The 24,453-nt window shown below is 62.1% G+C and carries 24 protein-coding genes; 10 read left to right on the top strand and 14 right to left on the bottom strand.

The genetic code is table 11. The annotated features are described in order from the left end of the window. Entirely contained in the window at positions 1–1,536 is a 1,536-nt protein-coding gene (locus tag LPJGGPFB_RS12315) for a sensor histidine kinase (protein WP_173420166.1), read from the bottom strand. A gap of 224 nt (positions 1,537–1,760) precedes the next feature. On the opposite strand from LPJGGPFB_RS12315, the gene LPJGGPFB_RS12310 reads away from it, so the two are divergent. The 3 genes from LPJGGPFB_RS12310 (at position 1,761) to LPJGGPFB_RS12300 (ending at position 3,536) form a co-directional block, all read left to right on the top strand. After that, complete coding sequence (locus LPJGGPFB_RS12310) at positions 1,761–2,354, top strand: thermonuclease family protein (protein ID WP_173420165.1); 594 nt, start codon at positions 1,761–1,763, stop codon at positions 2,352–2,354. Next, positions 2,347–2,982, top strand: coding sequence for a uracil-DNA glycosylase family protein (locus LPJGGPFB_RS12305; RefSeq protein WP_173420164.1), 636 nt, complete (start codon positions 2,347–2,349; stop codon positions 2,980–2,982). The genes LPJGGPFB_RS12310 and LPJGGPFB_RS12305 overlap by 8 nt, the downstream gene beginning before the upstream one ends. A gap of 65 nt (positions 2,983–3,047) precedes the next feature. Then, complete coding sequence (locus tag LPJGGPFB_RS12300; RefSeq protein WP_025427268.1) at positions 3,048–3,536, top strand: Lrp/AsnC family transcriptional regulator; 489 nt, start codon at positions 3,048–3,050, stop codon at positions 3,534–3,536. A gap of 44 nt (positions 3,537–3,580) precedes the next feature. Here LPJGGPFB_RS12300 and LPJGGPFB_RS12295 read toward each other — a convergent pair whose 3' ends face one another. The 4 genes from LPJGGPFB_RS12295 to LPJGGPFB_RS12280 form a co-directional block, all read right to left on the bottom strand. Beyond that, complete coding sequence (locus LPJGGPFB_RS12295; RefSeq protein ID WP_173420163.1) at positions 3,581–4,573, bottom strand: carbon-nitrogen hydrolase family protein; 993 nt, start codon at positions 4,571–4,573, stop codon at positions 3,581–3,583. Between the two features lie 195 nt (positions 4,574–4,768). Continuing rightward, positions 4,769–5,491 carry a DNA alkylation repair protein gene (locus LPJGGPFB_RS12290; protein WP_173420162.1) on the bottom strand — a complete coding sequence of 241 codons (723 nt, stop codon included), beginning with the start codon at positions 5,489–5,491 and terminating at the stop codon, positions 4,769–4,771. Continuing rightward, entirely contained in the window at positions 5,488–6,357 is an 870-nt protein-coding gene (locus LPJGGPFB_RS12285) for an NAD(P)-dependent oxidoreductase (RefSeq protein WP_173420161.1), read from the bottom strand. The genes LPJGGPFB_RS12290 and LPJGGPFB_RS12285 overlap by 4 nt, the downstream gene beginning before the upstream one ends. A 110-nt stretch (positions 6,358–6,467) precedes the next feature. After that, positions 6,468–7,295 (bottom strand): class I SAM-dependent methyltransferase, encoded by an 828-nt coding sequence (locus tag LPJGGPFB_RS12280; RefSeq protein WP_173420160.1) that lies wholly within the window; start codon positions 7,293–7,295, stop codon positions 6,468–6,470. A gap of 179 nt (positions 7,296–7,474) precedes the next feature. On the opposite strand from LPJGGPFB_RS12280, the gene LPJGGPFB_RS12275 reads away from it, so the two are divergent. Both LPJGGPFB_RS12275 and LPJGGPFB_RS33710 read left to right on the top strand, forming a co-directional pair. Next, positions 7,475–8,200, top strand: coding sequence for a DUF2270 domain-containing protein (locus tag LPJGGPFB_RS12275; protein ID WP_173420159.1), 726 nt, complete (start codon positions 7,475–7,477; stop codon positions 8,198–8,200). 120 nt (positions 8,201–8,320) lie between these two features. Beyond that, positions 8,321–8,545 carry a hypothetical protein gene (locus tag LPJGGPFB_RS33710; RefSeq protein WP_173420158.1) on the top strand — a complete coding sequence of 75 codons (225 nt, stop codon included), beginning with the start codon at positions 8,321–8,323 and terminating at the stop codon, positions 8,543–8,545. A gap of 24 nt (positions 8,546–8,569) precedes the next feature. Here LPJGGPFB_RS33710 and LPJGGPFB_RS12265 read toward each other — a convergent pair whose 3' ends face one another. From LPJGGPFB_RS12265 to LPJGGPFB_RS12250, 4 genes are all read right to left on the bottom strand, one after another. Next, positions 8,570–8,836: an usg protein gene (locus tag LPJGGPFB_RS12265; RefSeq protein WP_077503719.1), complete on the bottom strand. Its 267-nt coding sequence runs from the start codon at positions 8,834–8,836 to the stop codon at positions 8,570–8,572. A gap of 175 nt (positions 8,837–9,011) precedes the next feature. Continuing rightward, complete coding sequence (locus tag LPJGGPFB_RS12260) at positions 9,012–9,842, bottom strand: ABC transporter permease (RefSeq protein WP_173420157.1); 831 nt, start codon at positions 9,840–9,842, stop codon at positions 9,012–9,014. After that, positions 9,839–10,642 carry an ABC transporter permease gene (locus tag LPJGGPFB_RS12255; RefSeq protein ID WP_173420156.1) on the bottom strand — a complete coding sequence of 268 codons (804 nt, stop codon included), beginning with the start codon at positions 10,640–10,642 and terminating at the stop codon, positions 9,839–9,841. The genes LPJGGPFB_RS12260 and LPJGGPFB_RS12255 overlap by 4 nt, the downstream gene beginning before the upstream one ends. A gap of 169 nt (positions 10,643–10,811) precedes the next feature. Next, positions 10,812–11,594: an ABC transporter substrate-binding protein gene (locus LPJGGPFB_RS12250; protein ID WP_173420155.1), complete on the bottom strand. Its 783-nt coding sequence runs from the start codon at positions 11,592–11,594 to the stop codon at positions 10,812–10,814. A gap of 414 nt (positions 11,595–12,008) precedes the next feature. Between LPJGGPFB_RS12250 and LPJGGPFB_RS12245 the strand changes: the two genes are divergently transcribed. From LPJGGPFB_RS12245 to LPJGGPFB_RS12235, 3 genes are all read left to right on the top strand, one after another. Next, positions 12,009–14,387 carry an OmpA family protein gene (locus tag LPJGGPFB_RS12245; protein ID WP_173420154.1) on the top strand — a complete coding sequence of 793 codons (2,379 nt, stop codon included), beginning with the start codon at positions 12,009–12,011 and terminating at the stop codon, positions 14,385–14,387. Between the two features lie 103 nt (positions 14,388–14,490). Further along, positions 14,491–15,234 carry a polysaccharide deacetylase family protein gene (locus LPJGGPFB_RS12240; RefSeq protein ID WP_173420153.1) on the top strand — a complete coding sequence of 248 codons (744 nt, stop codon included), beginning with the start codon at positions 14,491–14,493 and terminating at the stop codon, positions 15,232–15,234. A gap of 141 nt (positions 15,235–15,375) precedes the next feature. After that, a complete protein-coding gene (locus tag LPJGGPFB_RS12235; protein WP_173420152.1) occupies positions 15,376–16,629 on the top strand; it encodes a tetratricopeptide repeat protein in 1,254 nt (417 codons plus the stop codon). 13 nt (positions 16,630–16,642) lie between these two features. On the opposite strand, the gene mobB is transcribed toward LPJGGPFB_RS12235, so the two are convergent. Genes mobB through LPJGGPFB_RS12220 form a run of 3 tightly spaced genes read right to left on the bottom strand, consistent with a single transcriptional unit; the run spans position 16,643 to position 18,754 of the window. Further along, complete coding sequence (mobB, locus tag LPJGGPFB_RS12230) at positions 16,643–17,170, bottom strand: molybdopterin-guanine dinucleotide biosynthesis protein B (RefSeq protein WP_173420151.1); 528 nt, start codon at positions 17,168–17,170, stop codon at positions 16,643–16,645. Then, positions 17,167–17,829, bottom strand: a complete 663-nt coding sequence (gene mobA / locus LPJGGPFB_RS12225) for a molybdenum cofactor guanylyltransferase MobA (protein WP_173420150.1) — start codon at positions 17,827–17,829, stop codon at positions 17,167–17,169. Before mobA ends, mobB begins: the two co-directional genes overlap by 4 nt. Before the next feature lie 16 nt (positions 17,830–17,845). Then, the gene (locus tag LPJGGPFB_RS12220) at positions 17,846–18,754 is read right to left on the bottom strand and encodes a DMT family transporter (protein ID WP_173420149.1); all 909 of its coding nucleotides are present in this window, start codon (positions 18,752–18,754) and stop codon (positions 17,846–17,848) included. A gap of 453 nt (positions 18,755–19,207) precedes the next feature. Here LPJGGPFB_RS12220 and LPJGGPFB_RS12215 point away from each other — a divergent pair, with 453 nt between their 5' ends. After that, on the top strand, positions 19,208–21,760 hold the full coding sequence (locus tag LPJGGPFB_RS12215; RefSeq protein WP_173420148.1) for a methyl-accepting chemotaxis protein: 2,553 nt from the start codon (positions 19,208–19,210) through the stop codon (positions 21,758–21,760). A gap of 354 nt (positions 21,761–22,114) precedes the next feature. On the opposite strand, the gene moaA is transcribed toward LPJGGPFB_RS12215, so the two are convergent. Then, positions 22,115–23,164, bottom strand: coding sequence for a GTP 3',8-cyclase MoaA (gene moaA, locus LPJGGPFB_RS12210; RefSeq protein ID WP_173420147.1), 1,050 nt, complete (start codon positions 23,162–23,164; stop codon positions 22,115–22,117). A 147-nt stretch (positions 23,165–23,311) separates the two neighbouring features. On the opposite strand from moaA, the gene LPJGGPFB_RS12205 reads away from it, so the two are divergent. Then, positions 23,312–23,686: a gamma-butyrobetaine hydroxylase family protein gene (locus LPJGGPFB_RS12205; protein WP_173420146.1), complete on the top strand. Its 375-nt coding sequence runs from the start codon at positions 23,312–23,314 to the stop codon at positions 23,684–23,686. Between the two features lie 261 nt (positions 23,687–23,947). On the opposite strand, the gene LPJGGPFB_RS12200 is transcribed toward LPJGGPFB_RS12205, so the two are convergent. Then, on the bottom strand, positions 23,948–24,433 hold the full coding sequence (locus tag LPJGGPFB_RS12200) for a MarR family winged helix-turn-helix transcriptional regulator (RefSeq protein WP_173420145.1): 486 nt from the start codon (positions 24,431–24,433) through the stop codon (positions 23,948–23,950). Positions 24,434–24,453 lie beyond the last annotated feature (20 nt).

Genomic DNA, 24,453 nt, shown 5'->3' with positions numbered 1-24,453 from the left:
TCAGGCAAAGCTCTTGCGGCGGCGGGCGGGGGCGGGCACGTCCTCGACTGCCGGCAGGCTTTCAAGCACGCGTCGGGCCGGCAGGATGGCGATGGCTTCCGTGCCTTCGCGCAGTTTGGAGCGCAGGATGAACTCGCCATTGTGCTTGGCGAGGATTGCCTGGACGATCGGCAGGCCGAGACCGGTGCCCTGTTCGGCGCTCTTGATGGCAATGGAGCCCTGGCCGAAGGCGGAGAGCACGATCGGGATCTCCTCCTCGGGAATGCCGGGGCCGTTGTCCTTGATCGAGAGATATTGACCGCCGCCGGCCGTCCAACCGACCTTGACGGTGATCTCGCCACCCGAACTCGTGAACTTAACCGCATTCGACAAGAGGTTCAGGATGACCTGGCGCATGGCCTTTTCGTCGACCCAGACGGCCGGCATGCCCTGTTCGAACTGCGCGTTGATGCCGATCGTCTTGGCGCGGGCGCGAAGCTGGACCATGCCGATGCAATCGTCGGCGATATCGACAAGGCTGACGGCCTCTTCGTTGAGGTCATAGCGGCCGGCCTCGATGCGCGAGAGGTCGAGGATCTCGTTGATCAGGTTCAGAAGGTGTTCGCCCGAGCGATGGATGTCGCTGGTGTATTCCTTGTAGGTCGGGTTGTTGAGCGGCCCAAGCACCTCCGTCGACATGACTTCGGAGAAGCCGAGAATGGCGTTGAGCGGCGTCCGCAGCTCGTGCGACATCGAGGCCAGGAAGCGCGACTTGGCAAGGTTGGCTTCCTCGGCGCGCCTGCGGGCTTCATCCGACATGGATTTCGCCACTTCCAACTCGGCGATCAGATCGTCCTTCTCCGATTGCATCGAAAGAATATGCACATTGGCGCGGTTCATGCGGTCGGTCATAAACACGAGGAAGAGCAGCGAAAGCGAAATCACGCCGGTCAGGCCGACATGCACCGGATCGCCGGTCGTCAGCGACGAAAAGGCGAGGGCGGCCACGACAGGCAGGAAGGTGTAAAGCAGGGCGTTGCGCAGCAGGAAGGTGCCCATGGCGGTGGCGGCAAGCGCGATCAGCAATACCGTACCTTCAAAGAAGCCGTAACGAATGTCGCCGCAGGCCGCGCAGTCCTGCGTCATGAACGTTGCCCAGCACAGCCCCATCAGCAGCTGGCCGATCAGGAAGCGGCGACGCCAGACCGGCACCTTGTCGGCGGCGATTTCGTCCTTGCGCGCCTTTCGCGCCAGAAAGACGGTAATGGCGTGGGCCGAGAGCGTCATGACGGCCCAGACGACGATGCTCAGATTGCCGGAGAGGTAAATACCGACGGCGGTAATGAGAGCCACCAGTAGCGGCATGGCGATGGCGCCATGCAATACCGAGCCGATATAGAGATTGAGCATTTCGCGTTCGAAGCCGGAAGGCGCGGACGAACCGGTTTGCAGCCGTTCGCGCGTCGCGCGTACCGTCTTCGAAACAGCCTTGTTTCGATGGCTTCGCGACTTGTCGACAATAATCTTATCTGTCGATGTGCTGACGGCGATACTCATGCTCATATATGCAAAGGTTACAGCTGGTTGCAGTCTAGTGAGCAATCCTTAAGAAGTTGCTGCCTGACATGAAGGATTCGACAACCATTGTGGCGCGATCGTGATTTGCCGGATCGATCGGGCGTTGCAAAACCAAAGGGTGCCGCAAATTGAGATCGGGCAGATCCAGATATCGCTTCACGGGCGGCAGAAGGGGCGCTGAGGGTGGCGCTCCTGCCGGCCGGATGGGAACCATCGGTGGCTGGATCTTCTTTCTGCTGCTCTGCGTCGGCGCTTACTTCGCCTCGAAGCTGCCACCGCCGGAGCGCGCCGTCACAGGCGAGCTCTCGGGAGTGGCGAGCGCAAGCGATGGCGACAGCCTGCGTCTCGACGGGCGGCGCATACGCCTCGAAGGCATCGATGCTCCCGAGATCGGCCAGACCTGCAACCGCCAAGGCGCGGAATGGGACTGTGGGGCTGACGCCCGCCAGCGACTGCGCACGATGGTGTCGAGTGGCACGACGGTCTGTCGCCTGCACGGACGCGACAAATATGGTCGCGACCTCGGTACGTGCGAAACGAATGGAAGAGACATCGGACGGCAGATGGTGGCAACCGGTTATGCCGTCAGCTATGGCCGCTATCAGAAAGAGGAAGCTTCGGCGGAAGAACAGAATGTTGGGCTTTGGGCCGGCGATTTCACCCGGCCGCAAGCCTGGCGTCGGGCCAACGGCCATGCGGACGAGACGCCGCATGTGGTCGATGGCTGGCTGGACACGATCCGGCTTTGGCTGTTCGAGCAGCTCTCGGCACTGTTTGCGAGGATTGGCGATGCATGAGGAGCAGGACGATCTCGGACCGCTCCGCGCCGCGATCGCTGCCTGTCGCATCTGTCGCGATCAACCGGCTCGCGGGCCGGAAGACCGCCTGCCGCACGAACCGCGACCGGTGGCCGTCATCTCAAGATCCGCGCGGGTGCTGCTGGCCGGGCAGGCGCCTGGTCTCAGGGTTCATGAAAGCGGATTGCCGTTCAATGACGCTTCCGGCGACCGGCTGCGGCAGTGGCTCGCCGTCGACCGCGAGACGTTCTACAACAGAGACAAGCTGGCGATCGCGCCGATGGGCTTCTGCTTTCCCGGCTACGACGCCCATGGCAGCGACCTGCCGCCTCGCCGCGAATGCGCCCCCTTCTGGCGTTCGCGGGTGATGGAAGCAATGCCCCAGGTAGAACTGGTGCTGGCGATCGGCCACTATGCGCAGCGCTGGCATATCGGGCCGGATTGTCCGAAATCGATGACCGAGACCGTTGCCGACTGGCGCCGATACGCGATGCGCAACGCCGTGCCGGCGATCCTGCCGCTGCCGCATCCCAGCTGGCGCAATACCGGCTGGCTGAAGCGCAATCCATGGTTTGAGGCGGATGTCCTGCCGTTTTTGCGCGAGCGGATCACCCTGTTGATTTCCTGAAAAATTATTCTTTATCTTTGCCGATTTCGCGCTATAGAAAGAAAAATAATTCGAGAGGGACACTCATGGATCGCCTAGACCGCAAAATCCTGCGCCTGTTGCAGGAGGATTCCACGTTGGCTGTTGCCGACCTCGCCAAGAAGGTTGGCCTGTCGACCACGCCTTGCTGGCGGCGCATCCAGAAGATGGAAGAGGACGGCGTCATCCGCCGCCGCGTGGCGCTGCTTGATCCGGTCAAGATCAACACCAAGGTGACGGTGTTCGTCTCCATCCGCACCAATACGCACTCGATCGAATGGCTGCGCCGCTTCTCGGAAGTGGTCGGTGAATTCCCCGAAGTGGTCGAGTTCTACCGCATGAGCGGTGACGTCGATTACCTCCTGCGCGTCGTCGTTCCCGATATCGCCGCCTATGACGCCTTCTACAAGCGTCTGATCGCCAAGATCGAGATCCGCGACGTCTCCTCTGCTTTTGCCATGGAGCAGATTAAGTACACGACCGAGCTTCCGCTCGACTACATGATGATCGACCAGGCGAAATCCAGCGAGGATTGAAGCTGACAGCCGGGTGGCGGTCGCCGCCGCCCGCCGCGACTTTCTCAGAACGTGTTGCGACCGTCGCTTCTCGGGTCGTCGAGCACCCGATGCGGTGCATAAAGATCGCCGCGTGCCGTTCGCCGCCACAGTCGTGCACGCTGCATTGGATCGATTTCGATGTCGGCAATTGCAATGGCGGCCGCTCCGTCGGGCGGGCATTGCGCGGTCCAGCGGCCATCGGGTGCCGCAATTCCCGAGGGAAAGGCGACGCTTTGCGGCGCGTGGGCACTATAGCTGACCCAATAGGTGTTGCTTGCAGCATGCCCGAGTGCCTCAGCGGCGAAAGCCGGCGCGGCAGACGGTGTCTCGCCCGTTGTCGAGAACAGGACGCAATCGACATCCAGTCCTTCGTACTCGGTGAAGATTTCCGGATAGTGCGTTTCCATACCAAGGGCACAGCCGAAACGAATGCCATCGATCTCGAATGTCACCGGTGCATTGCCCGGCGTGTACATGTAGGAGACTTTCGTGTTCGACAGCATGCGCTCATCGTAGCGCGTCACGAGTTCCCCGCGATCGGAGACGACGTAGAGGCTGTTGTGCGGCCGGTGCGGCGCGCTCAGTCGATGGACCGACCCGAATACCGTCCACAGCCCGAGCTCGCGGGCAAGGCGGCTGGTTGCGTCCAACTCGTCGCGCAGAACCGTCCACTCGAACCAGGTCCAATCGGACAGGCCAATTTCTCCGGGGCCGGTTTCTGACATGATCCGCTTGTTGGGCGAACACGTTGCGCCCTCCGGAAAGTGAATAAGCCGTGCTCCGGCAGCGCGTGCGTCTCGCATCAGGCGGCGCATTTCAGTACCGCTGGCCCGGAGGCCGGAAGCATCGCGAGGATCGTTGAAAAGCGAAGTCTGCGCCACGGCAAGCCGAACGGACCCGATGGTCGGATGGTCGGCTTCTATCTGCCGGATATGCCTGAGTGCCGATGTATAGGATTCGCCCGTTCTGGCGGCGCGCGCACGGACTCGGCGTTTGAAGTTTGCATTTTTGGTCATTGTCGGGCCTTTCACGTCGCAGGCGTCAGTTCCCCAGCAACACGCCCGAGACGGTCGGACCAAGACGAGTAACCCGGGACAGAAGTCCCTTTGCCTCCGTTTAAGACCCTGCTGGGGAAGGTCCTCGGAGGTTGGGCGCAGGCCACGCCTTTAAAAAAGGATGGCGTTGCCATCGTGATTCGTCAACGCGCCGCTTCAGCGTTCTGTGTCTTCAGCGAAACCATCGTGGATGCCGAGCCTCGCCCTGATCTTGTCGCTGCTCAGTTCCCTGAACGCATCCTTGCCGATCCATCTTGCCGTGCGGTCGTTGCCGCCGGCAAGCTTCCCGGCGAGGGCCAGCGCCGGGCCATGACAGGCGGCACTGCGCTTGCCGATCTGGCGCAGCGCCCAGTTGACTGCCTTCTTGACGAAGTTGCGTTCGTCCTCGGCGTATTGCTCGATCAGCGGCAGCAAGGCAAGCAGGCTGGCGTCCGGCTCCTTCTTCAGATGCACGGCTGCCGTCGCGATCATGGCAAAGGCCATGCGGCGAACGAATTCCCGACCATCCGCCGCAAATTCCGGGATCAGCACCTGCTCGAAGCGCGCGGTGACGAAGAGGTCGGCGACGGTGTCGACGATCTCCCAGGAATTGCAATCCTCAACCCAGCGCCTTGCCTGGTCGAGCGTCAGCATTTTCGGGGCGGCGGTGAAGGCGGCGAGGATGCGGGCCTCGCGGATGCCGGACTGCCAGAGTTGGAGCGCCCGGGCATGGTCGATCTTCACCTGCCGCGCGACCCGGTGCAGCTCGACATTAGAGAGTCCAAGCGCCGTATCGGTGACGATGCCGAACCGCGCCATGCCGGCAAGATTTTCCTGCGAGCGCTGTGCCCGCAGGTGCGTGATGATGTCTTCGGCACTCGAGGTCGGCGAGAGCGTCATTTTTCCAGTCGTGCCAGCAGCGAGGACGTATCCCAGCGGTTTCCACCTATTTCCTGGACGTCGCCATAGAACTGGTCGACGAGGGCGGTCACCGGCAGCTTGGCGCCGTTGCGGCGGGCTTCCGTCAAGACGATGTCGAGATCCTTGCGCATCCAGTCGACAGCAAAGCCGAAATCATACTTGCCGGCATTCATCGTCTTGTGGCGGTTTTCCATCTGCCAGGATCCGGCAGCCCCCTTGGAGATGACGTCGACGACCTTCTCGATGTCGAGGCCGGCCTTCTTGCCGAAATGGATGCCTTCGGCGAGCCCCTGGACGAGGCCGGCAATGCAGATCTGGTTGATCATCTTGGTAATCTGGCCGGAACCGGCCGGGCCCATCAGGCCGACCATGCGGGCAAAGGCATCGATCACCGGCCTGGCACGCTCGAAGGCGGGCTCGTCGCCGCCGCACATCACCGTCAGCACGCCGTTTTCAGCGCCGGCCTGGCCACCCGACACGGGCGCATCGATGAAATGGGCGCCCCGCTTCGTGGCTGCCTCATAAAGTTCGCGGGCGACTTCGGCCGAGGCAGTGGTGTTGTCGATGAAGATGGCGTCGGCCTTCAACGTTTCGAAGGCGCCGTCCTTGCCCGTGGTGACCGAGCGCAGGTCATCGTCATTGCCAACGCAGGCGAAGACGAAATCGGCACCATCGGCGGCTTCCGCCGGCGTCCTGACGGCGCGACCACCAAATTCGGCAGCCCACTTTTCGGCCTTGGCGAAGGTGCGGTTATAGACCGTCAGTTCGTGTCCGCCACGAACCTTGAGGTGGCCGGCCATGGGATAACCCATGACGCCGAGACCGATGAATGCGACCTTTGCCATTTCCTGAACACTCCCAATTGCTTTGGGTGAGGTTTAGCTGATGGCGCGAATGCGGGAAAGGGGCGACGGAACGGGTGGATCCCATTCCGTCGTTGATCTTGTCGTGTCGCTTATGGCTTGAAGCGGGCGATCACGAGGTGGCCGGCGATCGGCTCACCCTCTTCCATGCGCACGGTAATGTCGCCGACCTCGATCACTTCGAAGCCGGTCGCCGTCAGCCGTTCGCGCAGATAAGTCTCGGCATGGGCGAAGCGCTGGTGCGGGCCGACCATGAAGGGGCGGCCGGCAAAGGTTTCGGCCGGCAGGGTCTCGCTCGAAAAGATGAACAGGCCGCCTGGCACGAGATTGTCGACGGCGCCGAAGAACAGCGCCTCGAGCGCGCCCATATAGGGCAGCACGTCGGTTGCGACGATCAGGTCAAAGGGCTCGTCGTCATTGTCGTCGAGAAAGTCGACGGCTTCCGCCACGTAGAGGGTCTCGTAGAGATCCTTCTCGTGTGCGAGCTCGACCATGTTTTCCGAGAGGTCGATGCCGGTGATGTCTTCGGCCATGTCGCGCAGCGCGCCGCCGGTCAGGCCCGTGCCGCAGCCAAGATCGAGAACGCGGTTGAAGGGGCCGAGTTCGAGTGCCTGCAGGCGCTGGCGCACCAGAAGCGGCACGCAGTAGCCAAGCTGCTCGACGAGCACGTTGTCGAAGAAGTCAGCGTGCTGATCGAAGAGAGTGGCGACATAGGCGTCCGGCGCCTTCACCGGCGTCTCGCCGCGCCCCATCGAGGCAAGACGCACGGAAGCGCCGCCGTGATCCTCGGGATCGAGCGCCAGCACTTCGGCATAGGCATCGGCCGCAGCATCGAAGTTGCCGGATTTTTCCAGGGAGAGGGCGCGGTTGTAGGCTTCCGCCAACGCTTCCTCGTCGATTTTCGTGGTGTTCTGGGTCATGGGCGCTTCTTACGTCCGAAGGCCGTCTTTGGCAATGTGCTGCCGTTGCGGTCAGACGAGATCAGGCGTCGGCAGGGTGCCGAAAAACGAAAAAAGAAGGCAAGCGGCGAGCGTGGGATTTATCCCGGCGCGGAAAGGGTTCATGATCGCAACAACAAGAAAAGACGGAGGAAATGCCGATGGCTGCCGAACTCAGTCCGCTGCTTGTTGGCACGGAAATGAAGGAGCTGAAAGGCCCGCCGCTGCCCCAGACGTCGCAAGAGCAGATCAATGCCGTCGTGCACTATTATCGCGGCGAGATGGGGCGGATGGCCGGCTGGCGGGATCGCATCGACCGCACGTCCAACTGGGCGATCACTGTGGTCGCCGCCCTCCTGTCCGTCTCACTGTCGACGCCATCCTCGCATCACGGCGTGCTGTTGTTTGCCATGCTGCTGATCACGCTGCTGCTCCTGATCGAGGCGCGGCGCTACCGCTTCTTCGATGTCTACCGCGCCCGGGTGCGTCAGCTTGAGCGCGGGTATTTCGCCCAGATCCTGGCACCGGACGGGGCGCCGAACCTCAACTGGGCGGCGGCAATCGCCAAGAGCCTGCGCAAGCCGGCCTTCCTGATGAGCTATCGCGAGGCGGTATGCCGGCGGCTGCAGCGCAATTATTGCTGGATGTATCTGATCCTGCTGCTCGCCTGGGCGCTGAAGATCTCGTCGCCGAAGCTGTCGTCCAATGGTGAGCCGTTCGGGCATGTGCGCTCCTGGGCCGATGTGACGCAGAATGCCGCGCTCGGCCCGCTGCCGGGCTGGCCGGTCATACTGGCGGTGGTGCTGTTCTATGCCGTCGTGCTCTACGGTTCGCTGCACAAGGAGCGAGGCGAGGGCGAGCTTGCCCACGGCGAGGTGCACGTCTGATGCGGCCCGTCCGCAAAGGATGTGTATCCTTCTTCAGAGTTTGTCGCTTGCGGTTGCTGCTTATGACTGCCCGGCATCGACAGGCTGCCGGAGACGGAAGAACGGCGTAATCGCGTTCCAATGAAGCGCCACGGCACGTCGGAAGAGATGGTCGAACCGGTCGCGTTCCTGGCGACCGACCGCGGTGCTTACAGGACCGGCCAGAACACTCGGATCGACGTCGGTATCATGCGCCAGATCTGCTCGCGTCTTCTTCAACAGCACTGCGCCTCGACGACGATACCCGGGGACGGCGTAAGGCTTCAACTTCGCCGGACCATTTCCCCCAAATCGAATCCGACTTGAGGAATTAGGCATTCTTTGGCGGGTTCAGTTGAGAATGAACTCGCCCTTGAGCGCCCGCCATTCGGTGGCCGATATCAGCTTGCGATGCACGTAGCGGACCGAATGCAGTGGACCATCCAGCTTTTCCTGCCAGAACTTCAGGAAGCCGCGCATCTCCGGGAAATCCGGAGCGATGTCGTAGTGCTGCCAGATAAAGGTCTGCAGAAATGTCGGATGATCCGGCATGCGGTAGAGGATCTGGGCCGTGGTCATGCCGTAGCCCTTCAACTGCAGTTCCATTTCGTTCGTCATATGAACCTCACTTCTCGCAAAGGTTGGTCTTTATGATGAAACGCTTGATTTATTAATCAAGTTCTAATATTTGCTTCAGCCTGAAACTTTAGGCGTAATAACAAAGGCTTGGCAGCGCTCGATGAAGAGTGCTGCCAAGCCTTTTGTCTCAACTTGGTCTTGTCGAAACGACAGTCTAGCGTTTCAGATGCCGCGTCAGGCGGTTTTCCAGCCAGGCCCAGACATTGCGCAGCAGTTCCACCATCAGGAGATAGAGGATCGCCGCCCAGACATACATCTGGTAGTCGAAGGTGCGCGAAAAGGCGCGGCGCGTTTCACCCATCAGATCGAAGACGGTGACGATCGCGACGATGGCCGAGCCCTTGATCATCAGGATGATCTCGTTGCCATAGGGGCGCAACGCCACGATCATCGCCTGCGGCAGGATGATCTTGTAGAAGGCGACGCGCTCCGGCAGACCGAGGGCGGCAGCACCCTCGCGCTGGCCGCGCGGCACACTCTCGATCGAGCCGCGCAGGATTTCCGCCTGATAGGCTGCGGTGTTCAGCGTGAAGGTGAAGAGCGCGCAGTTCCAGGCTTCACGGAAGAACCACCATAGGCCGACCGATTCGAGTTGCGGGCGGAAACTGCCGAGCCCGTAATAGATCAGGAACAACTGGGCGATCAGCGGCGTGCCGCGGAAGAAGTAGACGTAGGCGTAGGCAAGCCAGGACCAGATCTTGTTCTTCGACATGCGACCGAGCGCGATCGGCAGCGAAAGGATGGCGCCGAGCACGACCGAGCAGGCGACCAGCATCAGGGTGACGCCAAGGCCCGACAGGAAGCTCGGACCGTATTTGGCGAACTTCGCCGGGTCCCAGCCGTTGACGACGGTCAGGAATATGCCGACGCCGAGGGCCAGCCAGATGCCGAGCGTCACGCTGCCGACAAAGCGTGCAAGCGTATAGGCTTTGGGCGGCGCCGGTGGCGGAGCCTGCGGCGGGATCATCGTCTCGACGAAGCTCATCGGCCCATCTCCGCACGCTTGGTCCAGCGTTCAAGGTTCGAGAATACGATTGACGAAACCATGGCCAGAAGGAGGAAGAGGACGCAGGCCATGCCGAAGAACTCGAAGGCCTGCTTGGTGACGCGGGCGGCGATACCGGTCTGGCGCAGAATATCGGGCAGGCCGACGACCGAGACGAGCGCCGTGTCTTTCAGCAGCGCCATCCAGAGATTGCCGAGGCCTGGCAGGGCGATGCGCACGAGTTGCGGCAGGATGATCAGCCGCATGGTGCGGCCACGATGCAGGCCGAGCGCAGCACCGGCCTCGTACTGGCCATGCGGGATCGCCTTGAAAGCCGACAGCAGAACCTCGGAGCAATAGGCGGAGAAGACCACGCCCAGCGCGATCATGCCGGCAAAGAAGGCGTTGATCTCGACGGGACCTTCGTAACCGAACGATGCCAGGAGTTGCTGCACCAGAATCTGCAGACCGTAATAGACGATGAACAGCGTCAAGAGCTCCGGCAAGCCGCGGAATATGGTGGTGTAGATGTTCGATGCGAGGCGAACGGTGCGCTCTTCCGACTGCTTGCCGAGTGCGACGAAGAAGCCGATCAAAAGACCGACCGGCAAGGTTGCGATGGCAAGGCTTGCGGTGACAACGAAGCCGTAGGCGATCTCGTCGCCCCAGCCTGCGTCGCCGCAGGCGAGAAGCGTACCGGATGCAAACCAGCGAAAAACGCCGACTGGGCCGCAAAATGGATCCACGATGGAGCCGATCCAGGCTAGGATCGAATAGAAGCCGGCAAATAACCCGCTCATGTCAGAGAATTCCCCTTTGCGCTGTTCTTATGAAAATGGATCGCGCTTATGTTTTAGGTTCTTGTCAAACAAAAACGGCGGAAGGGCAAGCCATCCGCCGTTGCATTTTTTTCATCAACCAACGTTTTTCCGGCATGATTCACTAGGAAAACAGGCCGGAAGCCGTCGATCAGCTGCCATAAACGTCGAACGGGAAGTACTTTTCGTTGATTTCCTTGTACTTGCCGTTGGCGCGGATGGCTTCGATCGCCTTGTTGAACTTCTCGCGCAGAGCGTCGTCGCCCTTGCGCACGGCAATGCCAGCGCCTTCGCCGTTGATGACCGGGTCGACCGGCAGCGTACCGAGCAGCTTGCAGCAGGCGCCGTCAGCCGACTTCAGCCACTCCGAAAGCACGACGACGTCGTCGATCACGGCATCGACGCGACCGTTGACGATGTCGAGCTTGTATTCTTCAGCCGTCGGATAGAGCTTGATTTCCGCTTCCTTCATATGCGCTTCGGCATAGTTGGAGTGGGTGGTCGAGCCCTGGGCGCCGAGCGTCTTGCCGGCAAGGGCTGCCTCGGTTGCTTCGGTGATCGGCGAATCCTTCGGCACCACGATCGCCGGCGGCGTGTTGTAGTACTTGTTGGTGAAGTCGACCTTTTCCTTGCGCTCAGCGGTGATCGACATGGACGCGATGATGGCGTCGAACTTCTTGGCGATCAGTGCCGGAATGATGCCGTCCCAGTCCTGCGTCACGAACGTGCATTCGACCTTCATCTCGACGCATAGCGCCTTGGCAATGTCGACGTCGAAGCCGGTCAGCGTGCCGTCAGCTGCAAGGTTGTTGAAGGGCGGGTAGGCGCCTTCCGTGCCGATAACGACCTTTTCGCCATCTGCCATGGCAGATCCAGCCATGAGCACGAAAACGGCAGCCGATGCGGCGGCTGCCAGCCGTCTGGAAATACGCATGATAGTCCTCTCTGTTGGCCGACATCCGGTTTCTTGTTCTTCACGGATGCCTATCTTGACCGGGGCGCTTGCCACCGGTTGGGGCGATATTCGTACTGTTTTCCGGCAAAAATCAACTGGAAAGCGACGGCGCCCACCGGGAAAAGAAATTCGACCGGAGATTGCATCGGCCATGCTCGCCGCGAACATGAACGCCGCGTTCAGCAGCGGTTAATCTTGCTTTGGCTAGGCCTATTGCGGGAACCGATCACAGGTTCGGGCGTTGCGTTGGCGGCTCTTGAAGCGGGCAACACAAAAAAGCCGGAACCTTGGAACAAAGCCCTTGAGAATTCACGCCTGTCTCTGTTGCCGAACCGGCTGTCCGGTGGGTAACAGTGGCGGGTAAGGGACCTCCCAGGACGAGGAAGGAAGACAATGTCGATTCGATCCAGACTATTCGCGACCGTGGCGCTGCCGGTGCTCTCGGTGTCGCTTGCGGTGCAACCAGCCCTTGCCGACAGCCTGATGAAGCCGTTCGAGGTGGCGCAGGAAGGGAGTGGCCAGCCGTCCGAGGAAGAGCTGCTTCTGCAGCAGCGCCAGGCCGAAGAGCAGCAACGCGCAGCCGAAGAACAACAGCGTGCCGCAGAGGAGCAGCAGCGCGCGGCGGAAGCCGAAGCGCAGCGCCAGCAGCAGGAGCAGCAGGCGGCCGAACAGCAGAGGGCTGCCGAAGAGGAGGCTGCCCGCCAGGCGGCCGAGCAGCAGAAGGCCGCCGAGCAGGAGGCCGCTCGCCAGGCAGCCGAACAGGAGAAGGCCGCGGAAGCCCAGCGGGCGGCGGAAGAGGAGGCCGCGCGCCAGCAACAGGAGCAGCAAGCGGCTGAGCAGCAGAAGGCCGCTGAAGAAGAGGCCGCGCGTCAGGCCGCCGAACAGGAAAAGGCCGCGGAAGCCCAGAAGGCCGCTGAAGCCGAGGCCCAGAAGGCTGCCGACGAAGAGGCAGCCCGTCAGGCCGCCGAACAGCAGAAGGCTGCTGAAGACGAGGCTGCACGCCAGGCCGCCGAGCAGGAGAAGGCCGCTGAAGCCCAGAAGGCTGCTGAAGGCGAAGCTCAGCAGAAGGCCGCAGACGAGCAGAAGGCTGCAGAAGACGAAGCCGCCCGCCAGGCCGCCGAACAGCAGAAGGCCGCCGAAGCAGAGGCCGCACGCCAGGCTGAGGAAGCCAAGAAGGCTCAGACTGGCGAATGCGTCGTGCCGGAAGGCCAGGACGCATCGACCGCTTGCCCGCCGGCTGGTGGAGAAGCAACGACCGGCCAGCAGCCGGCAACGGAAGGTCAGGATGCCGGCGAACAGCCTGCTGTGACCGAGGAACAGAAGGCAGGCGAACAGCCACCGGCAACCGACGGCCAGAATGCCGGCGAAGCCGTGGCACCGGCTGTCGAACCGCAGACCGGCGAACCGCAGACGGGCGAGGGCCAGCCGGTTCCGGGTACCGAGCAGCCGGCGACGGCTGAACAGCAGCCTGAGGTCCAGCCCGTCCCGGAAATCGTCGAGACCCGGACCGAGGAAGAAAAGCAGAAGATCGCCGACGATCCGGCCGCGAGCGACGAGACCGTCGTCCTTCCGGTTGAAAACGGTGCAGCCGTTCTCGACAGCGACAAGGACGCCGACAATGCCGGCGGCAATAAGTCGCGCGAAGACCGCCAGAAGCTGCGCGAAGAACTGCGCGCGCAGGAGGAAGCCGTGCCTGCGCCGACCGATGACGCTTCTTCACAGGCGCAGATGCCGGCCGAAATTCAGGCAGACCTGCCGCAGAAGATCGAGGCGAACCTGGCCGAGAAGGGTACACGCGTCGAGGAAGTGCCGGTGTTCGCCGTTCCCGAGACGACCAACATCGTCAACAACACCATCATCAACAACACGGTGATCAACAACAACACGACGGTCAACAACGTCACGAACAACATCACCAATGTTGAAGTGGTGCAGGAGATCGACAACCGGATCATCCTCGGCGTCGGCGACCAGATCTTCGTTCGCGGCGACGACCGCCCGCGCCTTCGTCGCGATGCGGAAGAAACCTTCTACGACCAGCTTCCGCGCGGCCGGACCCGCGAGACCATCGTTCGTCCCGGTGGCTACCGGATCGTGACGATCTACAACCGCTATGGCGACATCCTGCAGCGTTCGCGCGTCGATCGTGATGGCAACGAGTACCTGATGATCTACGCGCCCGAGCGTGACGAAGGTCCGCGTCCGGCGATCATCGACGTCGGCTACGAACTGCCGCCGATGCGCCTGCGCATCCCGGTTCGCGAATATATCGCCGATGTCTCCGAGGACCCGGGCCGCGACTACTACGACTTCCTGGCCGAGCCGCCGGTGGAGCGCGTCGAGCGTGTCTATTCGATCGACGAGGTCCGTCACTCCGCGCGTCTGCGTGACAAGGTCCGCCGCATCGACCTCGACACCATCACCTTCCCGACAGGCAGCGCCGAAGTGTCGATGTCTCAGGCCAAGACCATGCGCGGCGTTGCAGCTGCCATGGAAAAGGTGCTGGCCAAGGATCCGGGCGAAACCTTCTTCATCGAAGGTCACACGGATGCCGTCGGCTCGGACCGGTCGAACCTGGTGCTTTCGGACCAGCGCGCCGAATCGGTTGCCTCGTTGCTCACCGAGGTCTACGGCATTCCTGCCGAAAACCTGGTGACCCAGGGCTATGGCGAGCGCTTCCTCAAGGTTCGCACAGAGGCCGCCGAACAGCAGAACCGCCGCGTGACCATCCGCCGCGTCACGCCGCTCGTTCGCCCGGTCGCCCAGCGCTAACAGGTTCGAGCCTGGCTCGAGCGTCTGCTTAGAATATGCGAAACCCGCCTTTCAAAGGGCGGGTTTCTGCCGTTTCATTCCGAGACTTCTTTCCAGGATTGCCATGAAAACCACTGCTCTGCTCCTTGCCTCCTTTGTCCTGTTCGCCCCGGCCGCCCATGCGGCACCGGCTCTCGTCGAGCCCGACCTGCGGCTTCCGAGCAATCCTGCCGGCAAGGATCAACCGCCGCGCGTGGCGTTGACGCTCGATGCCTGCAGTGGCGCAACGGACATGCGCATCCTCGGCACGCTGATCGAAAACCGCATCCCGGCGACGATCTTCGTGACGGCGCGGTGGCTGAAGCGCAACGGGTTGGTGGTCGAGGTGATGAAGGCGCATCCGGATCTCTTCGAAATCGAGGATCACGGCGCCATGCACGTGCCGCCAATCGACATCAAGGTTTCCGTCTATGGGCTGGCGGCTGCCGGTTCGAGTGCTGCCGTTGCAGCCGAGGTCGAAGGTGGTGCGGCGGCGATCAAGGCGCACGGCCTTGCGGCGCCGCGCTGGTTCCGCGGCGCAACGGCGAAATACACCCACACCTCGATGAGCCAGATCCGCGAGATGGGTTACCGCATTGCAGGCTATTCGGTAAACGGCGACGGCGGTTCGCTGCTGGGCGCGGCGATGGCCGAGAAGCGCATCCGCAATGCCCGGGACGGCGACGTGATCATCGCCCATATCAACCAGCCGACACATGCGGCCGGCGCCGGCGTCGCGCGCGGCATTCTCGACCTGAAGGCGAAGGGCTACAACTTCGTGCGCCTCGATGACATTCCCGACGAGATGACGGTCGGCGCCACCAACTGACGCTGCTCGACTTTTGGGGTTGCTTCAAGCGGTAGACCAGGTCTTGCACGCTCCCTTTCCTGTTTCGGGTTGAAACCCGTGGCGAATCAACTTTTCGTTGTTTAGCTTCCGAGGCGGATTGATCCGTCTCCGGAGGAACGAATGAAACGCACCGTCTTCGGCCTGATTGCTGCCCTTGCATTCAGCGTGGTTGCGCCCTTGGCGTCGGCGGAAACGACCAGCGCCGTCGCCGAGTTAGAAAAGGATCGGACGTTGGCGGACGAAGGGGATGTCGAGGCGCAGTTTCGGCTCGGTTCACGTTACGAGAAGGGAGAGGGTGTCCCAATTGACGTGATGAAAGCCATTGGCTGGTACCGACGGGCGGCCGACAATGGCAGCACCAAGGCGCAGGTCAATCTCGGCGGGATCTACATGAAAGGCGCTGCCGGCGTCAGACGAAACTATGCCGAGGCAAAGCGCTGGTATTCCATGGCGGCAGGACGCGGCACGGCATTCGCTCAGTACAATCTTGGCCTCCTCTACGAACGAGGATTGGGTGTCGGGAAGGATGAGGCACAGGCGCTGCAATATTACCTGCTGGCGGCTGAGCAGGGCGACGATCAGGCTCAGTACAATCTCGCGGTTCTTTATCGGGACGGTCGGGGCACGAAGCGTGACAATGCAGAATCAGTTCGCTGGTCATTGAAGGCAGCGGAGCAGGGTTATGCGCCCGCAATGTACAATCTCGGCATTGTTCACCTTGGTCTCACCGGAGCGCCCAGGAACGAGGCTGAGGCATACCGCTGGACATTGAAGGCGGCCCAGCTCGGCCATGATGGCGCGCAGTTCAATCTTGGCATGATGTATGACAGGGGGGCCGGAGCCGCTCCTGATCCGCTGGAAGCCATGCGCTGGTATTTGCGCTCTGCGGAAGCGGGCAATCTTGAGGCCCAGGTCGTGGTCGGCCTGCGCTACATGGATGGCCGGGCGGGTCGCATCGACACTGAAAGAGGCATGCTTTGGCTTCGCGCCGCTGCCGACAAGGGGGATGCCGTCGCCCAGTTCAACCTGTCGCTGATCTACGGCAGAGGTATGGGTGTTCCGCGCAACGAGGTCGAGGCGATGCACTGGCTTCGTTCGGCAGCCGAAGGGGCGAATGCCTCGGCACAGTACAATCTCGGCTTTGCCTATTACAGCGGACGGGGTGTCGGCAAGGACGATGCCAAGGCCGTCTCGTGGTTCCGCCGGGCTGCGGAGCAGGGCCATGCGCGTTCACAGTACAATCTCGCGCTGCTGTATGAGCGAGGCGAGGGCGTTGCCAAGGATGATGTTGCGGCGACCGAATGGTATCGCAAGGCGGCGGCCCAAGGGATCCCGGAGGCGCAACAGTATCTCGACGCGCTGCCGAAGAAGTGACGCGATCGACGCGTCAGGGCGTGCTGCTCTTTCGCGTCAGGCCCGTGATCTGCTCGACAAAATCGGCAATCGCATCGGTATCATCGAGATCGAAGACCGCAAGCTTCGTGTCTGCGACCGGATGATCGGCGGCAATGGCGCAGATATGTGGATCTGTCGGCGCCAAGGGCTCGCGGTTCGCCGATTCGAGCCGACGCGCCTCGATCTTGGGGATCGGCTCGCGCTTGTAGCCTTCGACCAGAACCAGATCGCAAGGCGCGAGTCGGGCGATGATCTCCTCGAAGCTCGGCTCGGGCGCACCGCGCAGCTCATGCATGATCGCAAAGCGCGTACCGGAAACGATAGTGACTTCGTGGGCGCCTGCTTCCCGATGGCGAAAACTGTCGGCTCCGACCTTGTCGATGTCGAAATCATGATGGGCGTGCTTGACGGTCGAGACGACGTATCCACGCGCCGTCAACTCGGTGACAAGGCGGACCATCAGGCCGGTTTTTCCCGAGTTCTTCCAGCCAGCTATTCCGAAGATTTTCGTTCCGGTCATGCGGCACTCTCTCCAAGGATATGCAGCCACTCTTCGGCCTGCTTGAGGTCATCAGGCGTGTTGATGTTGAAGAACGGGTCAAACATGCCGCCGGCCGTGTCTGTCATCGGGAAATCGACCGTGACGTTCGGGTGCCGCTCGATGAAGGCGCGCACGCGGCGTTTCGGATCGGTGGTCAGCCAGCTCTCGAGATCGTCGGCGAGCGCGACCGGCCAGAGCGCAAAGAGCGGATGCAGGGCGCCGTTGGATGCTGCCACGGCAATCTGGCCATGCGCGGTCATCGCCATCGTCAGTCGCCGGCTGAGGTCTGGCGGAAAGAACGGCGTATCCGTCGGCACGACGAGAACATGACTTGCCGCTGGCGTCGTTGCGGCTGTGTGGCGCATGGCGGCCAGGACGCCGGCAAGCGGACCGAGAAAGCCGGGCACCGTGTCGCCGATCACCGTGCGGCTGCCGATCATGTGCAGCCCGGTGCCATTGAGGTTGATGGTGATACCATCGGCCTGAGGCTCGAGCCGGGAGAGGACCCGCGACAGAAGTGGCTTTCCACCGAGGTTCAGCTCGGATTTCGGCTGACCCATGCGGCGGGATAGTCCGCCGGCAAGCACAACCGCCGGCCGAGGCGCATGTCTCTCATCTGAAGTCGTTGCCGTTGGCATCCTGGGATCGTCGTTCCTATTCGAGTGGCCCGGTCACCGCGCTCTGGGCGACAGGATTTTTGCCACGCCGGCTCTCGCGGTAGAAGGTGTAGAGACCTGAACCGACGATGACGGCGACGCCCACCAGCATCCATGCATCCGGCTTCTCCGAAAAGAAGAAAATGCCGATCGTGATCGCAAAGAGCAGGCTGGTGTAGCGGAAGGGCGCGATGACGGAGATGTCGCCGCCACGCATGGCGAGCACTATCGTCTGGTATCCAACCATCAGCAGCAGGCTGGCGGCGGCGACGTGGGTCATCGTGGTTGACGACATCGATTGCCAGCCGCCGAGCGGCACGATCAGTGCGGCGCCGACCAAGGTCGTCACCAGCGCCGTCGTCACGGTGATATAGAGCGAAGGGATGTCGTGGTCGATGCGGCGGGTACAGAGGTCGCGTGTCGCGGTGCAGAAGACGCAGGCGACAACCGTGAGCGCGGCCGGCGTAAAACCTTCAGGTCCGGGGCGGAGCACGATCAGCACGCCAATGAAACCGACGAAGATGGCGGTCCAGCGCCGCCAGCCAACGGGCTCGCCGAGAAATACTGCGGCGCCGAGCGTAACGGCCAGCGGCAGCGCCTGCATGATGGCCGAGGCATTGGCGAGCGGAATCTGGCCAAGGGCGGAAATATAGGTGATGGAGGCCAGTGCCTCCATGACGATGCGCAGGATGATGACCGGCTTCAGGATGGTGCGCAGCGGGCGAAATGCGCGGAAGTGCCGGGCAATGACGATCACCATCAAGGTGGTCAACAGCCCGCGCACGAACATGATCTGGCCGACATTCATCGCTCCGGTCACCGATTTCACCAGGGCGTCGTTGCAGGAAAAGGCGATCATCGCCAAACACATGAAGACGATGCCACGGAAATTGCTGGAGGATTGCATGCTGGCTGTCCTGCGGCGCCGGATCGGGCTGGGGCCTGAGGCGGATGGGGAGGGCGAATCCGTTGCCGGATGTCGCATACCGTTTAAGCATCGGCCGTCATTTTGTGCAAACACCAAGCGGCCGAAGGGCGTTTTTTCTTCCATCGCAAGTAAAACGGTGTCCTGCCGGTCAGTTCAGGCCGATCGAAGACTGTGTCAGCCTGGAACGCAGGGCTATTAGGCGCCGCTTCTATTCGCGGAATCTTAAGTTTCGCTGCCTATCGTCCCGAACATTCCGCTTCCAATCGCATGATGCGATCGGTGGATGGCGTGCGCCGGAACCCTGGTAGCGCGCCATTCAAGGGGTGTCGGTCGGGGCCTGGGAGGCGCTTGCGCCGAGACTTCACACCATGCTTCCAATAAGAGAAGCCACCGCGCGGACATGTTTCTCATAAGAATAATCTGGGGTCCGCAATGTCTTTCATCGATCGTCTGCTGCAGCGACTGCGTATCGTCACCAAAGTCCTGCTCTTCGTGGTTCCGCTTGTGGTGCTGATCGCGGGTATCGGCCTTGTCGGCTTTTTCACCGCGCGAACGCTCAACGGCCATATGACCGTGACGCGGGAAACCATCAACAATCTCTCGGATTTCCAGGCGCTGCGCGGTGCGCTGCAGGGCTTTGCCGATCAACCGAGCGAAGAGACGAGGGCCGCGCTGAGTGCACAGGTCGACGAGCAGGAAGCGGGCGTCCGCGCGCTCGACGGCCTTTTGACGCGCGAGGCGGACAAATCGGAGATCGCCTCGGTGCTTTCGCTCGGTGACGCGATGCGCGCCCAGACCGACAAGCTGTGGTCGATCAAGGTCGAGCAGGATCAGGTAACGGCGTCGCTCGAGGCGGCGCTCACCGAAATGACGGCGCAGGGCAACAGCGCCTACAAGCAGATCGACATCATCCGCAAGGAATCGGGCGAGAAGGAAGCCTTCGCCAAGGCGCTGCTGTTCGATGCCGCGGCCTATCAGGGCGTTGCCGAGCGCATCAAGAAGTTCCGCCTGCCGGTGACGATGGCGGCCAGTGCCGATGCCAAGATCGACCAGGCCGGCAAGTTGCTGCCGCATCTGATCAAACAGATCGGGGAGGCTGAGACGATCGCTTCGGAAAAGGTTCAAAAGCCGATTGCAGAATTGAAGGAGCAGGCGCTCAAGGTTCAGGCGATCCTTGCCGGCGCTGAAGACAGTGAAACAAAGAAGAACGCGCTGGTGCCGATCCTCAGCAAATTCTCGAAATACGAAGCCGATTTCGGCAAGGAAGCTGCCAAGAACTCTGACACGGCTGCCAAGCGCTTCGTCGGCATGGATAGCGAAATCTCCCAGCTGAAGACGCTGATCGCGCTGATGGGCGACACCTTCAAGGCTCTCGACAGCACCCGGCTGCACATCAGCGAGCTGCACCGCAAGCTTGACGCGGAAAGTCGTGACCTGGTGATGGCCGACATTCAGGCCGTTCGCGACAGCGCGGGCAAATTGTCCGAGCTCGGCGGCAAGAATGCAGCACTTCGCGACCTGCCGGCCAAGCTCAAGCCTTCGCTCGACAATATCGACACGGGCACGGCGGCCCTGATCGACGTCGGCGGGCGCTGGCAGGAAGCCAAGGCTGCCGCCTCGACGTTGGTGGCCGGCGCGAGCGCGACACTCGAAAGCTTCGTCAGCAGCGCCCAGGAGGTCGGTAAGGCAGACAGCCAGCGTTCGGCAGACATGTCGATCGTGGCGATGGTAGCGGGCACGCTGCTTGCCATCATCGGCGGCCTGATGCTGGTCGAAACGCTGCGCGGCCCCTTGAAGCGCGTGACGGAGACGATGACACGGTTGGCCAATGGGGACCTCGACGTGGCGATCGAAGGCCGCAATCGCGGCGACGAGATCGGCGACATGGTGCGCTCGGTTGCGGTGTTCCGCGACAACGCGGTCGAAAACGTCCGGCTGGGACGCGAGGCGGAAGCCGCCCGCACGCTTTCTGCAGAGGAGGAAGCCCGCCGGGCCGAGGAGCGCGCGCGGATCGAAGCCGAACAGATGCAGGCGCTGAACGCACTTTCTGACGTGCTGGCAGAGCTTGCCGCCGGCAATCTCGAAGAAGGCATGGCGGAGGACCTGCCGGCCGACTACGTGATCATGGCGCGCACCTACAACAATGCTGTTGAGGCGCTGCGCGCTACGCTCAGCGATGTCAGGATGGTGACCGGCGAGATCACCGGTGGCACCAGCAACCTCTCGGCCTCGGCCGACGATCTGGCCCGTCGCACGGAACAGCAGGCGGCAGCTCTCGAGGAAAGCTCGCGTGCGCTTCGCCAACTGACCGAGATCGTCCGCTCGACCGCCGACAGCGCCCGCAAGACCACGGTTTCTGTCGACGAGACCAATTCCTACGCCAAGCATTCCGGTCAGGTAGTCGCCAAGGCGATCGACGCGATGGCGGAGATCAACCGCTCGTCGGAGAAGATCAGCACGATCATCAGCGTCATCGACGAGATCGCCTTCCAGACCAACCTCTTGGCGCTCAATGCCGGCGTCGAAGCGGCACGCGCAGGCGAGGCGGGTCGCGGCTTTGCCGTTGTCGCGCAGGAAGTACGGGAACTTGCCCAGCGCTGCGCCGGGGCTGCGCGCGAGATCAAGGGGCTGATCTCCGAAAGCTCGGCGCAGGTCAGAAGTGGTGTGGCGCTGGTACAGGAAACCGGCGACGCGCTTGCCGTCATCAACGACCACATCGGCACCATCCACCAGCTCGTCAGCAACATCGAGGCTGCCGCCGCCGATCAGTATACCGGCCTCAACGAAGTCAACTCGGCGGTGCACGAGGTCGAGCTGATCACCCAGCAGAACGCGGCGATGGTGGAGGAAAACACCGCCGAGATCCACGGCCTGCGCCGGCAGGTCGAGGCGCTCAACGAAAAGATCGAGCGTTTCAAGACTGGCACGTCGATGGTTCGCGGCCAGGGGCATGGGCGTGGTTACGGAGCACACTACGCAGCTTGAGGGACGCCTCCGGCGTGCGATGTGCCTGCCGGTTGCCCCTCACCCTAACCCTCTCCCCGCCCGCGGGGAGAGGGGACGTGCCACGCGATGGGTTTCGTGTGACCTTGGGCCATTCTACCCATCACATGGCCTCTTACGACGCGCTATTCGCGCTTGACCGACGTCTCAACTCCTCGCCATCAGGGCTCAGGGCTCAGGGCTCAGGGCTCAGGGCTCAGGGCTCAGGGCTCAGGGTGGAGCGGGAGCGCTGCCACACGCGTCCTTCGCCCCGCTGGCGGGGAGAAGGTGCCGGCAGGCGGATGAGGGGCGGACCACGCACTGATGAATATTGGCTCGCTCGACCGCCAGTGACGCTCAGCCGCCAGTGACGCTCATGTGGCGGGCAACGGCCGGGCGGTTGTGCTCGCGGTCGATGATGAAATCGTGGCCCTTGGGCTTGCGGCCGATGGCTTCGTCGATCACCTGGCCGAGATAGGCGTCGTCATCCGAGGCGCGAAGTGCTGTGCGCAGGTCGGCGGCGTCGTTCTGGCCGAGGCACATGTAGAGCGTGCCAGTGCAGGTCAGTCGGACGCGGTTGCAGCTTTCGCAGAAGTTATGGGTCATCGGCGTGATCAGGCCGAGCCGGCCGCCGGTCTCGGCAACCTCGACATAGCGGGCAGGTCCACCTGTCTTGTAGGCAATGTCGGAGAGCGTGAACTGCTCTTCGAGCTGCCGGCGCATCTCCGACAGCGGCATGTAGTGATCGGTCCGATCCTCCTCGATCTCGCCCATCGGCATGGTTTCGATCAGGGTCAGGTCCATGTCTCGCCCATGCGCCCAGCGCATCAGATCGGGAATCTCCGCGTCGTTGAAGCCCTTGAGCGCGACGGCGTTGATCTTGACCTTGATACCGGCGGCTTGCGCAGCGTCGATGCCTTCGATGACCTTGCCGAGATCGCCCCAGCGGGTGATCTGGTGAAATTTCGCAGGGTCGAGCGTGTCGAGCGAAACGTTGATGCGCCGCACGCCACATTCGGCCAGTTCGGCGGCGTGTTTGGCGAGCTGCGAGCCGTTGGTCGTCAGCGTCAACTCATCAAGCCGCCCTGCCTCGATCTCGCGGCCGAGTTCGCGCACCAGAAACATGATGTTCTTGCGCACTAGCGGCTCGCCGCCGGTCAGGCGCAGCTTGCGCACGCCCTTGCCAATGAAGGCGGAACAGAGCCGGTGAAGCTCTTCCAGCGTCAGCAGGTCCTTCTTCGGCAGGAAGGTCATGTGTTCCGCCATGCAGTAGGTGCAGCGGAAATCACAGCGGTCGGTGACGGATACGCGCAGATAGGTGATCGCCCGGCCGAACGGATCGATCATCGGGGCGCTTCTGTCGACGAGCGCCTTAGCGCCGCTTTTCACTATTGCTGCAGTGTTCACGCGTCTTTCTCCCAGCTCGTTCAATGTCGTCAGCAAACGTGGTCGCGTCAAGGCGCATCCTGTCGCAAAGTGTTGATTGGAAAAGCCGGGTAATTCTCGGCAGGCGATTCTTCCGATAAGCGTTGCTTGAAAACAGGAGCAGACACCATGAGCGACATCTGGCCGACGGAACTGCGCGTATCGAAAGATCGCCATCGCCTTGTCGTCGCCTTCAACGACGGCGCATCCTTCGATCTTTCGGCGGAGATGCTGCGCGTGCTTTCGCCGTCTGCCGAGGTGCAGGGCCACGGGCCGGGCCAGCGGGTGACCGTGCCCGGCAAGCGAAATGTGCAGATCATTTCGATGCAGCCGACAGGAAACTATGCCGTGCGCATCGGCTTCGATGATTTCCACGACACAGGCATCTTTACCTGGACCTACCTGCGTGAACTGGGCGAGAAGGGCGAAGAGCTGTTTGCCGTCTATGAACAGGAGCTGGCCGACAAGGGCATGTCGCGCGACAAGACCGAAAAGCCGCGCTGAACCTTTTCAAAAAGAGACGGTTTGTTGATCGCCGGTGCGGTCGCCGTACCGCTGTTCGAGCGCGTCTCTTCGGCGCGCAGGTGTTGAACGTTCTGGGCGAGATGCCGAGACCGCAGCGGATGTGATCGAAGCGTTCCGCGACCTCGACAAGGAGCGGTTCGCGCTCGAAACCATCGGCGGCATCTATACCGAGTGGCAGCTGATTCGCGGAAGCGCGTGAGGCACAGGAAGGCTCACCCGGTTGACCAGCCCGGTCGGGCGTCAGGCGATTTCGCTTTCGTGCTTCAGGAGAAGGGTGATCAGTCGCTCCATGGATTGTGCCACAACCATGCACTCCTCGAGCGGAGCGTCTTCCATCAGTTTTCCGATGAGGCCGGTCTGAACCTCCATCGCCTCTTCGGTCAGCGTGCGTCCTGATGGCGTCAGCGACAGTCGCAGCACGCGCTTGTCCTTGTCGTCGCCGCGGCGCTCGATCAGGCCGCGTTTCTCCAGCTGCGGCAGCAGCATGCTCATGTTCGACCGCCCCACCAGCAGCTTGCGGGCAAGCTCCTGCTGCGAGATCCCGTCGAAGCGATAGAGGTTGATCAGGATGTCGAGGTGCGGCGTCTTGATGTCGAGATGCGCGAGAGAACGCGTCATCGTCTGCTGCATCAGCTGACAGGCGCGGGCAACGGCAATCCAGCTGCGAAAACGCGGGTGGTCCCAAGGGAAATGATGCTGTTCGTTCGTCACTTGATTTTTGTTCATCGTTGTACAATAATGTTCAG

Source organism: Ensifer adhaerens, from assembly GCF_013283195.1.
Lineage (GTDB): Bacteria > Pseudomonadota > Alphaproteobacteria > Rhizobiales > Rhizobiaceae > Ensifer > Ensifer adhaerens_G.
This window is presented reverse-complemented; position numbering and strand designations above follow the sequence as displayed.

What these genes read in the sequence shown, in the direction of transcription:
- LPJGGPFB_RS12300 (WP_025427268.1), top strand. Translation starts at nt 3,048, where the DNA reads ATGGATCGCCTAGACCGCAAAATCCTGCGCCTGTTGCAGGAGGATTCC.
- LPJGGPFB_RS12220 (WP_173420149.1), bottom strand. Translation starts at nt 18,754, where the DNA reads ATGCAATCCTCCAGCAATTTCCGTGGCATCGTCTTCATGTGTTTGGCG.
- LPJGGPFB_RS12305 (WP_173420164.1), top strand. Translation starts at nt 2,347, where the DNA reads ATGCATGAGGAGCAGGACGATCTCGGACCGCTCCGCGCCGCGATCGCT.
- LPJGGPFB_RS12290 (WP_173420162.1), bottom strand. Translation starts at nt 5,491, where the DNA reads ATGACGCTCTCGCCGACCTCGAGTGCCGAAGACATCATCACGCACCTG.
- LPJGGPFB_RS12315 (WP_173420166.1), bottom strand. Translation starts at nt 1,536, where the DNA reads ATGAGTATCGCCGTCAGCACATCGACAGATAAGATTATTGTCGACAAG.
- mobA (WP_173420150.1), bottom strand. Translation starts at nt 17,829, where the DNA reads ATGCCAACGGCAACGACTTCAGATGAGAGACATGCGCCTCGGCCGGCG.
- LPJGGPFB_RS12280 (WP_173420160.1), bottom strand. Translation starts at nt 7,295, where the DNA reads ATGACCCAGAACACCACGAAAATCGACGAGGAAGCGTTGGCGGAAGCC.
- LPJGGPFB_RS12250 (WP_173420155.1), bottom strand. Translation starts at nt 11,594, where the DNA reads ATGCGTATTTCCAGACGGCTGGCAGCCGCCGCATCGGCTGCCGTTTTC.
- LPJGGPFB_RS12205 (WP_173420146.1), top strand. Translation starts at nt 23,312, where the DNA reads ATGAGCGACATCTGGCCGACGGAACTGCGCGTATCGAAAGATCGCCAT.
- LPJGGPFB_RS12245 (WP_173420154.1), top strand. Translation starts at nt 12,009, where the DNA reads ATGTCGATTCGATCCAGACTATTCGCGACCGTGGCGCTGCCGGTGCTC.
- LPJGGPFB_RS12255 (WP_173420156.1), bottom strand. Translation starts at nt 10,642, where the DNA reads ATGAGCGGGTTATTTGCCGGCTTCTATTCGATCCTAGCCTGGATCGGC.
- LPJGGPFB_RS12260 (WP_173420157.1), bottom strand. Translation starts at nt 9,842, where the DNA reads ATGAGCTTCGTCGAGACGATGATCCCGCCGCAGGCTCCGCCACCGGCG.
- LPJGGPFB_RS12310 (WP_173420165.1), top strand. Translation starts at nt 1,761, where the DNA reads ATGGGAACCATCGGTGGCTGGATCTTCTTTCTGCTGCTCTGCGTCGGC.
- LPJGGPFB_RS12295 (WP_173420163.1), bottom strand. Translation starts at nt 4,573, where the DNA reads ATGACCAAAAATGCAAACTTCAAACGCCGAGTCCGTGCGCGCGCCGCC.
- LPJGGPFB_RS33710 (WP_173420158.1), top strand. Translation starts at nt 8,321, where the DNA reads ATGAAGCGCCACGGCACGTCGGAAGAGATGGTCGAACCGGTCGCGTTC.
- LPJGGPFB_RS12285 (WP_173420161.1), bottom strand. Translation starts at nt 6,357, where the DNA reads ATGGCAAAGGTCGCATTCATCGGTCTCGGCGTCATGGGTTATCCCATG.
- LPJGGPFB_RS12200 (WP_173420145.1), bottom strand. Translation starts at nt 24,433, where the DNA reads ATGAACAAAAATCAAGTGACGAACGAACAGCATCATTTCCCTTGGGAC.
- mobB (WP_173420151.1), bottom strand. Translation starts at nt 17,170, where the DNA reads ATGACCGGAACGAAAATCTTCGGAATAGCTGGCTGGAAGAACTCGGGA.
- LPJGGPFB_RS12265 (WP_077503719.1), bottom strand. Translation starts at nt 8,836, where the DNA reads ATGACGAACGAAATGGAACTGCAGTTGAAGGGCTACGGCATGACCACG.
- LPJGGPFB_RS12215 (WP_173420148.1), top strand. Translation starts at nt 19,208, where the DNA reads ATGTCTTTCATCGATCGTCTGCTGCAGCGACTGCGTATCGTCACCAAA.
- LPJGGPFB_RS12275 (WP_173420159.1), top strand. Translation starts at nt 7,475, where the DNA reads ATGGCTGCCGAACTCAGTCCGCTGCTTGTTGGCACGGAAATGAAGGAG.
- LPJGGPFB_RS12235 (WP_173420152.1), top strand. Translation starts at nt 15,376, where the DNA reads ATGAAACGCACCGTCTTCGGCCTGATTGCTGCCCTTGCATTCAGCGTG.
- LPJGGPFB_RS12240 (WP_173420153.1), top strand. Translation starts at nt 14,491, where the DNA reads ATGAAAACCACTGCTCTGCTCCTTGCCTCCTTTGTCCTGTTCGCCCCG.